Genomic DNA, 12169 nt, shown 5'->3' with positions numbered 1-12169 from the left:
TATGTCCCATCAGCAAATTATTCAGACGCTTATCGAATGGATTGATGAACATATCGACCAACCAATGAATATTGATGTAGTCGCCAGAAAGTCTGGTTATTCAAAGTGGTATCTACAGAGGATGTTCCGTACCGTGATGCATCAAACGCTGGGCGACTATATTCGCCAGCGCCGATTATTGCTGGCAGCCGAAGCGCTGCGCACCACGCAACGCCCTATTTTTGATATTGCGATGGATTTAGGTTACATCTCACAACAGACGTTTTCACGAGTGTTTCGCCGTGAATTCGATCGCACTCCCAGCGATTACCGGCACCATGCCTGACAACCATCAAAGCAGCGTTCAGGGCGAGCTGGTGTGGTAAATATTCACCGCTCGCCTGAGCTTTACCGCTGAATCCTCTCTCACCAGCAATAAATTTGTCCCCTACTATACCCGTCATACTTCAAGCTGCATGTGCGTTGGCTTTTTTATTCGGCTCATCCCTGAGCCTTACCCCTTCGGGACCGCTGCTTACAGCATTCAAATCTGCTCCCGGCAGATTTGTCGCTCACCCCAGTCACGGACTTATGTAAGCTCCTGGGGATTACTGAGAGACATCCTGTCTCTCACCGGAGGCCAACCTTCGGTTGGGCAAATTCGTTCCCGACGAATTTGTCGCTGCATTGCCGCCTTCCTGCAACTCGAATTATTTAGGATATATATTCGCGTTTAATACAGCGACTATTTTCTGGATTGCGGTTTTGCCGGAATAGTTCCGCTTCTTGCGTAGCACCGGAATTAAAATTATCGATTAACTAACCACAAGGTTATCTTTCATACCTGGCAAATAAAAAAGTTATTATAAAACACGTCCGTTCTCTCTGCCGACAAACCTCATTAAATATTCACAGGTCTGGCTTCAATACATTTTTAAATGGAATAGATATGCTTCTCCATCATACTTTCAACAAAGCATTTATTGCCGTTATTACTGCATCAACAGAGGGAAGAATGGCGGTGCGGTTATTGATGATAATGGGTACACGGTACGCCATCATTTTATTGACGGCGGATGCAGTACCCAGAGTTTAAACTCCTCAGGCGGCAACGCTTTGGCAAAGTACCAGCCCTGGCAGAACTGTACGCCGCGCTTCAGCAGCCAACTCACCTGCTCTGCCGTTTCCACCCCTTCGGCAATAATCTTCAGACGCAGGCTCTGCGCCATCTCGATAATATGTTCAGCGATCAGATGACTGGTGCTGTTGGTAGTCAGCGTGTCGATAAAAGATTTGTCGATTTTCAGGATATCAACATTCAATGAATAGAGGTTGTGCAGGTTGGAATATCCAGTACCGAAATCATCAATCGCCACTTCATAGCCCGCCTGACGAAACGCCTGAATCATCGGCGTGGTTTTAGGCACATCAATAAACCCGCGCTCCGTCACTTCGATCTTAATTTGCTCCGCGCGTACAGCATGTTCCCGGGTCTTATTGGAAATTAATGAAATAAGGCGCGAAGAGTGAAAATCTGCAGCCGATAAGTTAATCGAAATATAAAGATGCGGCACCATCGCCAGAAAGTCGCCGAGATCGCTAAACACTTCATCGACGACATAATCCGTGATGCGTTCGATCATACCCTCTTTTTCCGCCAGCGGAATAAATTCTGCCGGGCTCATTACATGGCCATTAAAACCCGGCCAGCGTAACAGCGCTTCAGCGCCAACGCAGGCACCATTTTTAATATCGATAATCGGTTGATAGTGGAGTTGAAGCTGGCGTTTGGTTAACGCGCGGTGGAGCATTCGGCGGGGCGAGTTAAATTCTTGTCGTGTTCGTGACCACACAAGATAAAGGAGCACACTGCAAATTAGCCCCATCGGTAGCAGCAACATCACCTGATGGTACAGCGCCTGAAAATAGTGCGCATTAGAGGTCGACACGATGATAGCAATTGGACGTTTATCCGACTGCGCGATGGTGTAAAAACGCCCGTCCTGCTGGAAGGTTGATGCCTGGCTGTGGATCAGTTTCTTCAGCATCTCCAGGTTTGCACTTTTACTGAGGGAGAAAAATAATTTGCTTACGGTGTCGTAGACGCCGTACGCCAGCGCTTTATCTTCCGAGGCAACATCACTATAGGAAAGAGGATTGATCACCGCAACGTAGTTACCACGCTGCATGTAGACCATTTTATAACCGGCATAAAACGGTGTATTGCGGTAATAATAAATCGCAATGTCTGGCGAGCGTTTATACTCCGCGGGTGCAATAGCATACGATTGCGCGGGGGCAATAACGCTGGAGCACAAAAATTGATTGCCATGCGCATAGATGAGATCGGCAACGTACAAACTGCTGCGCACAATATCCAGCATCGCTTTGCGATGCTCCAGGGAGCATACCTGACCCTGAAATTTTTCCGCAGCAGCGCGAACACTATCCACTTGCTGGATAACCACTTCAGTTTTATTTAACGCCAGTTGGGAAAAAGAGCGGAGCTGGGAGGCAGTTTCATTTACTGCACGGATATGTGCAAACCATAGCGACAGCATCACCGGCAGGATGACTCCTATGATGATCCCGACGACTCTGAGCATCTTGCGAAGGACGCTATGATTCATGTCCGCCTATATCCACGCATTTATTGTGCCTTTTTTATGTACGGCAGGATGCTTTGATAAACAGGTGATTACGTTGCATGATTCATACGACATTAGCAACTGACTTTTCTCTTTAAAAACCTAATATTTGGTTATGACCAGATTATTCTGCCGTAAGGTAAACTCAAAGTGTGCCCAATGTTTATATTAAGGAAAATATTTATCCATCCGTTATGGGGCGTTTTCACTTAATACAACACAGTATCACTGATTAAGCCAAACTCGCCGCAGGATAAAAAAAGGTACGCCCTGTAGGGTATTTTTTCATCTAATGAATGACATTCCTTCATCTTTGCGTATTTATTTATAAAAAGCGCTGGCGACCACTGTTTTACTGCGTCCGCTACGTTTCGCATCGTACAACGCGTTATCGGCAAGCGTAAGTAAAATTGAAGTATCTGTCTGCTCACCACACACGAATACTAAACCAGCGCTAAAGGATAAGGGGATCTTTTCACTCCCGCTTAATAAAGGTGAACAAGCTAATGCAGCACGAATTTTTTGGCTAAAACGCAACGCATTTTTACGATCAGTGTGCGGCATCAAAATCAGAAATTCCTCACCACCCAGGCGGCCAAAGAGATACGACGGATCGCTATGCTCACGAATCTGGTCACAAAAATGCACCAGTGCGGCATCGCCAGTCAAATGCCCCCAGCGATCGTTGATCTTTTTGAAGTAATCCAGATCCAGCATTAACAGACTGAAATGGCTACGGGGTTCGTCAGGCTTGCACTGTACCAGCGCCTCTTTTAACTTCCGCAGCATAGAAAAACGATTGTAGCAACCGGTCAGATCGTCAATTGTCGCTTTTTTCTCCAACTGCTGCTCCACTTTTTTACGCTCGGTGATATCCAGACCAATACTCAGGATCGAGCGGTCAGGCAGCAAAATATTTGACCAAAGCACAGTCAGCACCTGACCATCGCGCCGTATCGGATGCCATTCATGCATATCGACGGCGGGCGAAGTATTAACCGAAGAACGAATTTGCTGGCGCATCTCCGGATCAGGGAAAAATAGTGCTAATGGATCGGACTGCTGATTAAGCTCATTAATACTCCAGCCAAATAAACGTTCACACTCGCCATTCCATAAAATACAGCGATTCGTTTTATCGAAAGAATTCATTAAAACCGGGGCACGATCGAACAGTGCTTTATATTGTGTCACGACGCGCTGCATTTCTTTAGCGGCACGTTCTCTGATAATAATTTCCTCCATATAATCTTTAAGCTTCTCGACCAGAATAATAACTACGTTCTTTATTATAGATAGTGAAGATAAAGGATATGCAAACGCTAAAAAGAAATAACCTTTGATGCTCAAATCTTTATAATTCAGTTTACATAACACGCCGCTTTGTAATTTATTGGTGGTAAATGGCTGTGTCGGAAATAATAATTTCCCGACATTCCGTCGCCAGCATATAACGCGCCAGGCACGCTGATTACGACGCAGTTGCAACTGCTCCAGCAGGGTCTGTGCATCGTGTAGCGTACACTCCATCTCTCCGTTGCAGGCTATCTGCCATGCGTCGTCCTGCTCGATCACCACCCAGGAAAGTTGCGCGCCCAGGGATGCGTTGATAACGGACAATATATCTTCCATGGAGCGTTGCGCAGCGAGCCACGGCATCAACTTCGCCAGAAGCGTCAATGCCACAGCGCCGTCTCCTAAGGAAACGGCTAAATTCTCTGTTTTCATTTTTCTTTTCGCAGGTTATTAACACCAAACCGGCCTGCCATGATTTAATCAGGAAGAAAAAACACTCACCCACAGTTGTCACATAACGTAAATGCACGATGTACATAAACCGTGACAAGAAAGAATATATCGATAAAGATCAGATGCCTGAATAACCATCAACAGGTAAATAAAGCTAACAACACCAGCATAATATATGTTATGCGGACTGTAAATATTGTGGCAGTAAGGGTCAATAATACCGGGGTAATTCCCACAAGTGCTAAGCAATTATGTCCCCGCGAGAAATGCACTTACCCCACTAAAATTAGTAGGAAACATCAACAAAAGATGCGCTTTCCACTGGCGAATAAATCATCAAACGTGATACAGTTCACACATTATTGAAACGGGCAGGCCGTTTCACATTGTTGTGTTACTCCTGCGGACTTCTGCGTCATCTTTGCCACTCGCGCGTAACGCCTGGTCCGCCCGGTATTCGATTCTTTCTGAGGATAGTTTCATGGCTACCTTTACCACCAGCGTGGTCCTGTTGCGCTGGCAGTTATTGAGCGCAGTGTTGATGTTTATGGCCAGTACGCTGAATATTCGCTTCCGTCGGGCTGATTATATCGGTCTGGCAGTAATCAGCAGCGGCATGGGTTTAGCGGCGGCGTGCTGGTTCGCGACCGGGCTGCTGGGCATTACAGTGTTGGATATCACCAACATCTGGCACAACGTGGTGCAGGTCATGGCGGACATCTCTCGTGAAGCCCCACCAGACTGGCCGATGGTCATTACTTGATAAAAATACTGGATAAAAATGAAGCGCTAGCTTGATTTTAAAGGTATCTGAAATGACGGGTTGCCTATGGAATCCGTCATTTTTATTGCCATCTGCCCGCTTATTTCCCCAGCTTCGAGAGCATCTCGGGGCGCATAAACTTGTGGATCACCAGCATAAACAGCACCGAAGGCACCAGCAGGATCAGCGCGGTGATCGACGACACTTGGTAGTTGCCTGACATGCTGGCGGTATAAAGCAAAATAGGTAGCGTGGTGATATCCGGCGCGCCGACGAAGAAGGTGGCGGTAAACTCATCCAGCGATTCCAGAAACACAAAGATGCTGGCGGCAATCAGACCTGGCGCGGCCTGCGGCAAAATAATATGGAAAAACGTATATACCGGTCCGGCACCGAGATTGCGCGACGCGCGCGGCAGCAGCGGATCGAGCGACGAAAACGCCGCGACGCTTATCCAGATGGAATACATCAACCCATGTACGCTGTGCACCAGCACCACACCGGCAATCGTGCCATTTAGCCCCCACTGATAAAATAGCCGCGCCACGTTCATATACACCGTCAGATTGGGAAACGCCTGCGGGATCAGAAACAGCAGCATAAAAAATGCGCGACACGGCATACCGCGCTGGGCGAGCGCATAACCTGCCGGTACAGAGATGAGCAGGCAAACCAGCACTGCCAGCACGGCAATCAACACACTTATCGATAGAGAACCTGAAACGTCACTATATGGGCTAAACACCTGGCTCCAGTATTTCAGCCCCCACTGGCTCGGCAGCGTATGCGGGAAGAACCAGCTCTCCGCCACCGTCCAGATCAGCAGATTCAGCAGCGGGCCGAACAACGCCAGCACCAGAAATGTCAGTAGCAGCGTTTGCAGTAGAAAACTGCCGCGCAGTTTTTGTCGGAAGGCATTCATGATTGAGCTCCTTTCGCCTGCAGGCTGTGACGTAAGTAGAACCAGGAAAGCAGCGCGCAAATCAGATATGAGATGACGCCCATCGCGTTGGCGACCGGGTAATCACCATAAGAGTTGACGCGAAACGCCATATCCACCGTCATCATCGTTGGCGTACCGGTACCGATCATCAGCGGCACAGAAAGGACCGACATCATCGTCACGGTCGACAGCACCATCGCCACGCCGATCGTCGGCAGCACCTGCGGCAAAATAATGTCGAACAGAATACGAAGTCGGGAAGCGCCAAGGTTTTTCGCTGCCAGAATATGGGCCGGGTCGACCGCCGACATCGCGCCACAAATCAGCAACGTAGTGAAGGCCATCTGTTTCCAGACAAACGTAATCATGATCCCGCTCCAGCCGAGCAGCGATGTGGTCTCCATCGGCGTCATCACCCCGGCAGCGACCAGTACATTACTCATCAGGCCGTTTTTCGCCAGAAAAGTCCGCATCATTTGCGCGGTCACAATAAAGGGAATAAACAGCGGCAAGCGATACAAAAAGGCCAGCGTTTTGACGATCCCGCGAAACGGCGACAGCACAATGATCGCCGCGATGCCGATCGACAGCAGCGCGAGTATTGCCAGCGACGTCAGCACAATAACCACGGTAAACAGAATGTCATTCGAATAGAGCGCCAACACTTTATTAAAGTGCGCCAGCGTTAGTTGCCCTGTCTCGCGGGTAAAGGCGGAGATCAGCGAAAAACCCAGCGGCCAGAGGAAAAACACCGCTATCATCAGTGTCGCCGGAGCCACCAGCAGTAAATATTTCATCGCGTGTCGCATGGTAAACCTGAATTATCACCGTAAAAAGATGCCCGGACCGACAACATCCGGGCACCCACATCCATCAGTTGGAAACCTGGCTCTCGTAACCCTCTTTGATGTCGTCAAAGTAGTGGGTAATCGGGAAATTTTTGCCGTATTTCGCCAAATCTTGCGGTGAAATTTCAGCGAATAACTTCTGCCAGGTGGCATCATCCAGCTTCTCTTTGACGTATTTCGCGTCAATCCCTGGGTACCAGTTAAACTGCTTCACAATCCCCTGCGCCTGCACTTCCGGGCTGGTCGCCAGCGCAATAAATTCCTGTGCCAGTTTGGCCTGCGCGGCATGCGCTGGCACCACGTAGTACATTGGCTGTCCTGGCATACCCGGCGCAATCAACGCCAGTTTGATCGACGGCGGCAGCTTGCCCTGATCTTTCCAGCTATAAAACATATCGACCCACACCGGCCCCATGGTGATTTCACCCCGGCTCAGCATATCCAGCGTCCCGGCGTTGCCGGGCGTAAAGGTGACGTTCTTGTTGAATTCTTTCAGTTTGGCGTAAGCCTGAGTCCACTCTTTTTCCACGGCTTTATCGTAAGGCTGCGCAGTAAGGCGATCCGCGCTGGTGCCGTAGGCATACATCCAGCCCACGACAAAGCTCACGCCGGACATGCCGTTTTTAATACCGTTATAACCAAAGGCTTTCGGGTTTTTCTCTGACCACTGCACCAGCTCGTCATAGGATTTCGGCGGTGCTTTGATAAGATCACTGTTATAGGCAATAGCTGTCTGGCTTAAGAACATCGGCATGACGTAGCCATCAACATTGACGCCCAGCGCATTTTTCGCGTTTTCCGCCGTCACCATGGTGCCAGTGCTGACAGCCGGGCGATATTTATCCAGCAACCCTTTTTCAACCAGTTGTCCACCGGCGTTCTGATGCACCACTGCGACATCGATATCCCAGCTTTTCGCGCCGCTTTGCTGCTGTGCTGTCAGTTTTTCGATAATCTTATTCGACCCGGCATCGCCAGGCCCGGTGCCGATCACCTGCACTTTTACCCCTGGATGTGCGGCTTCAAATTTCGGCCCCAACCAGGTTTTGACATAGTCCACCATATTTTGATCGCCCGCCGTTGCAACATTGAGAACCGTTTCGGCGTTCGCGGCATGCAGTGACCCCAAACAGAGTGCGGCTGTGACAGCAAATTTCATTTTTACGGACATGATGTATCCCCAGGAAAAAGTGTGTCGGTTGGCATTACAAAGGTTGTTCAAAAAGATGCAGCGCCGGTTGCGGAACATGCAGCACCACGGGCGTTTGCGCCGGCCAGAACTGTGGTGAATCGGCGAGCAAAAGCTGCCCGTCGCAGCGCACGCTGTGGCGGTACTGGTGGCCGAGAAACGCACTCTCCTCAATCACGCCCGTCAGCACTAATCCCTGCGGCGCCGGGTGCGTCAATGCGGCGTAAATGGTGACATCCGCGCTGCGAAAATAGAGGGTTTTGCCCCCGTCATCCACGCTCGCCAGGCAGTTATCCGCGCCCATAAAGTCCGCCACGAAAGGTGTTGCCGGGCGATGGTAGATATCTTCCGGCGTACCGATTTGCTCAATACGCCCGTTATTCAGCACAGCAATGCGATCCGCCATCACCAGCGCTTCCTGCTGATCGTGGGTGACGATAAGCGAGGTAAAGCCGAGCTTCTTTTGCAGCGCTTTAATTTCATGGCGTACATTGAGGCGCACTTTGGCATCGAGATTCGACAGCGGCTCATCCAGTACCAGCACCTCCGGTTCAATCGCCAGCGCACGTGCCAACGCCACGCGCTGACGTTGGCCGCCGGAAAGTGCGGTCACTTTTATATCCGCGTAACCTTCAAGATTGACGATTTTTAATAATTCCTGCACTCGTTGTTGAATCGCTTCTTTTTTCACGCGACGCACTTTTAGGCCATAACCGATATTTTGTGCAACGGTAAAATGCGGCCATAACGCATAGCTCTGAAAAACCATGGTGATATTTCGCTGTTCCGGCGTGTTGTGCGTAATATCACGGCCGTTGATGGCAATAGCCCCTGAATGCACGGGAATAAATCCGCATAACGCATTGAGTAGCGTAGTTTTTCCGCAGCCAGAAGGCCCAAGAAGCGCTATCATCTCGCCCTTCTCCACCGCTAAATGAATATCGTGGAGAACGATGTTATTGCCGTAGCCAATCTTCAGCTTATTAATTTGCAAATAACTCATGGGCGATCCTTTTATTCAACATCTTTTTCAACGATGAACACGTGTTCATTTATTTGTAAAAAAAATGCAACTTTGCAGCGACATTATGTGAGCCTACTTTGTCGTCTATTTGTGACAGTTTGATTAAGTCCGCAATAATTTTGGTGGAGCGAAATGGAAATAGATGTTCTGGGTTGCGGCAGCGCCTTCTCGCTGCAACAAAATACCTCCGCACTGCGCGTGATCGACCGCGAAAACCGACAGTGGTTGATTGATTGCGGCCCCACCATTCCGCGCGCACTGTGGCAGCGTGGCCTTGATGTAAATGCCATCGACGCGATCTACTTCACCCATGTCCACCCGGATCACTGCACCGGGTTAACGGCGCTACTGAATCACTGGAAAAGTTTTCAGCGCCGTAAGCCGCTGGTTATCTGGTCGCAACGTGAACAGCGATCGGTTCTGATGCAACTGGCAAACCTCGCCAACTGGCCGGACACCACACTCTGTTTCGACATCGACTGGCGCGACAGCGAACCGCAGTGGTGCTGGCACGGATGGCAAGTGCATACTGCGTTTACGCATCACGAGATCCCAAATCTTGCGGTGCGCATTGAAACAGACGGTGTAGCGCTGTTCTACAGCGGCGACGGACGCCCGACGCCGGAGAGCATCGCGTTGATGCACCACGCGGATCTGGCGTTTCAGGAGTGCGCGTCCATGACGCCGTTAGCCAGTGATGCTTCGCACGGGGATTTTCCCGGCTGCCAGGCACTGTTTAGCCAACTGCGTTTACCGGCACTGGGGTTGTATCACTGTAATGACGGCGCGCGCCCGGCGCTAACGCAGGCCTGTCTTACGCATCAGGGGCTGTTTGTCAGCGAAGATGGCATGCGCATTGAGATTACGCGCCGCGCGGAGGGGAGCATTTGAGCCAGGTAATCCGCAAGCAGGCCGTTACGGCGGAAGACGTGGCGAAACGAGCGGGCGTCTCCCGCGCTGTGGTGTCACGCGCATTAAGTAGCAACGGCAGCATCTCCCCGGCAACCAAAGAGAAAGTACTGCGTGCCGCGCAGGAACTGGGTTACCAGGTCAATTTTCTTGCACAGGGGCTGAACCGCCAGCGCAGCCATCTGATTGGCGTAATTGTGGCGCGCATTGGCGATCCTTTTCGCAGCAGCCTGCTGGAAGGGTTACTGCATGAGATCCAGCGGCGCGACTACCAGGCACTGGTCACCGAAATTACCGGCGAGCAGGATCTGATCACCACGCTACGCCGCTTCACTCAGTTTCGCGTCTCCGGCGTAATTGTTACCTCCGGCAAACCGCCGGAAACCATCGTTAACGAGTGTGTCAGCCAGCAGATTCCGGTGGTTGGCATCAATCGCCATCCCGATATTCCGTTTGTCGATTTTGTCTGCTCGGATAACCATCGCGGTGCGCAACTGGCCGCCGAACAGTTAGTTCACGCGGGTTGTCGCCGTTTCGGCTGGCTAATCAACCGTGGCTCCACGTGGGCAGGCGTGATGCGCGGCGAAGCTTTTGAGCGGGCGCTGCAACAACTGGGTGTTGATACACAGCGGCATCTGCGCTGGATAAGCGCCAGCGAAGAGGGTTACGACGGCGGATGGCAGGCTGCGCTCAACGATAAAGACGAATTACCGGAAGGGATCTTCTGCGCCAATGCGCAGCTAGCCTGCGGTTTTCTTGACGGCATGCGCCAGCGCGGTAAGTTCGCGCCGCACGACTTCCATTTGATAGGTTTTGATAATACGCCACAAAGCAGCCAGTTCAGCTACCAGCTCACTACGCTGCATCAGGATGTGGCGGAGATCTCGCGCCGGGCGTTAACGCGCCTGCTGGAGCGGGCCAAAAATCCCTTACAGCCTTCCCGCGTTGAGTGGGTTAAGGTGGAACTGATTCACCGACAAACATCGCCACGTATTGGCTAAGAGTCCCGCAATGACAGAAGAGTTTACCCACGCGCTCTGCGCGTTGATTCGTCGTCTCGGCCAGCAAGCGAAGCAACTTCGCGATAACGGGCTAACGATTGAGCAAAAGGGCCGCCAGGATTTTGTCTCCCAGGCGGATGTGTATGTGGAAAACGAGCTGCGCGCATGGTTGAAAACGCAGCGCCCGCAGGATGGCCTGCTCGGCGAAGAACGCGGGCTGGAGCCGGGAAGCGACGGCATCTGGGTTATCGATCCGATCGACGGTACCACCAACTTTATCCTCGGCATGGATTACTGGTGCATCTCCGTCGCCTATGTGCGCGCGCATAATATTGAGTTGGGCATCATTTATGCCCCCGATCGCAACGAGTTCTTCTTCGCGCAAACGGGCAAAGGCGCGTACTTAAACGAGCAGAAGTTGACGATTCGCGAGCCGTCGCCGGAAGCTGTGGTTCTGGGGCTGGGGCGTTCAAGCCGTACCCCGCCGCGCGACTATACGCAGACCATTGAAACCCTGTTTGAGCATGGCATTGAGCACCGCCGTTTTGGCGCTGGCGCGTTGATGCTGGCACACGTCGCCGCAGGCCAGGTACATGGTTATTTTGAAGCCCATCTTCATAGCTGGGATGCGTTGGCCGGTCTGGCGCTGATTAAGGAAGCGGGAGGCGTGCACAACGATTTTCTCGCCAGTGATGGTCTGACGCAGGGAAACAATGCGTGGGCAGCAAGCCCGGCTGTGTGGAAACGTCTGCAACCGGTACTGTTGCCAAACGGCTGAAGCAAAAATCTATGGTCACCCCCATTTTTGCAACACTGATTTTGATTAATGGTGGGCTTGCTTAAATCTATCCGGCGTCTATGTGGGCAAGGATGCCCGCGCCACGATGAGTTCCGCGCCTGATGAACCTGAAAAGCCCCCCGGCTTCAGTGAGCCATTTTTTGCGTGAGGTTTCTCATCAGGCCGATATGCCGTTCATGTCATCAATAACCAGTCTTCGCAAAACCAGATGGGTAACTACTTTTTAAGTACCTAAAAATCAATAGATTAAGTCAAGCCTGCATGTGGCAGGCCTGATATTCATTGCGGTTCGTCGTGATTGCCCACGCTATTCGCGC

The 12169-nt window shown here is 51.1% G+C and carries 11 protein-coding genes; 5 read left to right on the top strand and 6 right to left on the bottom strand.

Going from position 1 to position 12169, the window contains the following annotated elements:
* The first annotated feature begins 1 nt into the window (after nucleotide 1).
* The gene (gene soxS / locus GA0061070_RS13790) at nucleotides 2-325 is read left to right on the top strand and encodes a superoxide response transcriptional regulator SoxS (RefSeq protein ID WP_090136667.1); all 324 of its coding nucleotides are present in this window, start codon (nucleotides 2-4) and stop codon (nucleotides 323-325) included.
* Between the two features lie 712 nt (nucleotides 326-1037).
* Here the strand turns inward: soxS and GA0061070_RS13785 are convergent.
* The gene (locus tag GA0061070_RS13785) at nucleotides 1038-2609 is read right to left on the bottom strand and encodes an EAL domain-containing protein (protein ID WP_090136666.1); all 1572 of its coding nucleotides are present in this window, start codon (nucleotides 2607-2609) and stop codon (nucleotides 1038-1040) included.
* Nucleotides 2610-2948: 339 nt separating this feature from the next.
* Entirely contained in the window at nucleotides 2949-4355 is a 1407-nt protein-coding gene (locus GA0061070_RS13780; protein WP_090136665.1) for a GGDEF domain-containing protein, read from the bottom strand.
* Between the two features lie 502 nt (nucleotides 4356-4857).
* Between GA0061070_RS13780 and GA0061070_RS13775 the strand changes: the two genes are divergently transcribed.
* Nucleotides 4858-5139, top strand: coding sequence for a YjcB family protein (locus GA0061070_RS13775; RefSeq protein WP_090136664.1), 282 nt, complete (start codon nucleotides 4858-4860; stop codon nucleotides 5137-5139).
* Nucleotides 5140-5239: 100 nt separating this feature from the next.
* Here GA0061070_RS13775 and GA0061070_RS13770 read toward each other — a convergent pair whose 3' ends face one another.
* The 4 genes from GA0061070_RS13770 to GA0061070_RS13755 form a co-directional block, all read right to left on the bottom strand.
* Nucleotides 5240-6061 carry an ABC transporter permease gene (locus tag GA0061070_RS13770; RefSeq protein ID WP_090136663.1) on the bottom strand — a complete coding sequence of 274 codons (822 nt, stop codon included), beginning with the start codon at nucleotides 6059-6061 and terminating at the stop codon, nucleotides 5240-5242.
* Complete coding sequence (locus tag GA0061070_RS13765) at nucleotides 6058-6891, bottom strand: ABC transporter permease (RefSeq protein ID WP_090136662.1); 834 nt, start codon at nucleotides 6889-6891, stop codon at nucleotides 6058-6060. Before GA0061070_RS13765 ends, GA0061070_RS13770 begins: the two co-directional genes overlap by 4 nt.
* Nucleotides 6892-6955: 64 nt before the next feature.
* Nucleotides 6956-8101, bottom strand: coding sequence for an ABC transporter substrate-binding protein (locus tag GA0061070_RS13760; RefSeq protein WP_425256058.1), 1146 nt, complete (start codon nucleotides 8099-8101; stop codon nucleotides 6956-6958).
* Nucleotides 8102-8135: 34 nt separating this feature from the next.
* Nucleotides 8136-9122: an ABC transporter ATP-binding protein gene (locus GA0061070_RS13755; protein WP_090136661.1), complete on the bottom strand. Its 987-nt coding sequence runs from the start codon at nucleotides 9120-9122 to the stop codon at nucleotides 8136-8138.
* A 153-nt stretch (nucleotides 9123-9275) separates the two neighbouring features.
* On the opposite strand from GA0061070_RS13755, the gene GA0061070_RS13750 reads away from it, so the two are divergent.
* The 3 genes from GA0061070_RS13750 to GA0061070_RS13740 are packed head-to-tail and all read left to right on the top strand — an operon-like array spanning nucleotide 9276 to nucleotide 11831.
* The gene (locus GA0061070_RS13750) at nucleotides 9276-10034 is read left to right on the top strand and encodes an MBL fold metallo-hydrolase (RefSeq protein WP_090136660.1); all 759 of its coding nucleotides are present in this window, start codon (nucleotides 9276-9278) and stop codon (nucleotides 10032-10034) included.
* A complete protein-coding gene (locus GA0061070_RS13745; RefSeq protein ID WP_090136659.1) occupies nucleotides 10031-11053 on the top strand; it encodes a LacI family DNA-binding transcriptional regulator in 1023 nt (340 codons plus the stop codon). Before GA0061070_RS13750 ends, GA0061070_RS13745 begins: the two co-directional genes overlap by 4 nt.
* A gap of 10 nt (nucleotides 11054-11063) precedes the next feature.
* A complete protein-coding gene (locus tag GA0061070_RS13740) occupies nucleotides 11064-11831 on the top strand; it encodes an inositol monophosphatase family protein (protein WP_090121859.1) in 768 nt (255 codons plus the stop codon).
* Nucleotides 11832-12169: the final 338 nt, after the last annotated feature.

Origin of the sequence: Kosakonia oryziphila (genome assembly GCF_900094795.1) — a bacterium.
Taxonomy (GTDB): Bacteria; Pseudomonadota; Gammaproteobacteria; order Enterobacterales; family Enterobacteriaceae; genus Kosakonia; species Kosakonia oryziphila.
This window is presented reverse-complemented; position numbering and strand designations above follow the sequence as displayed.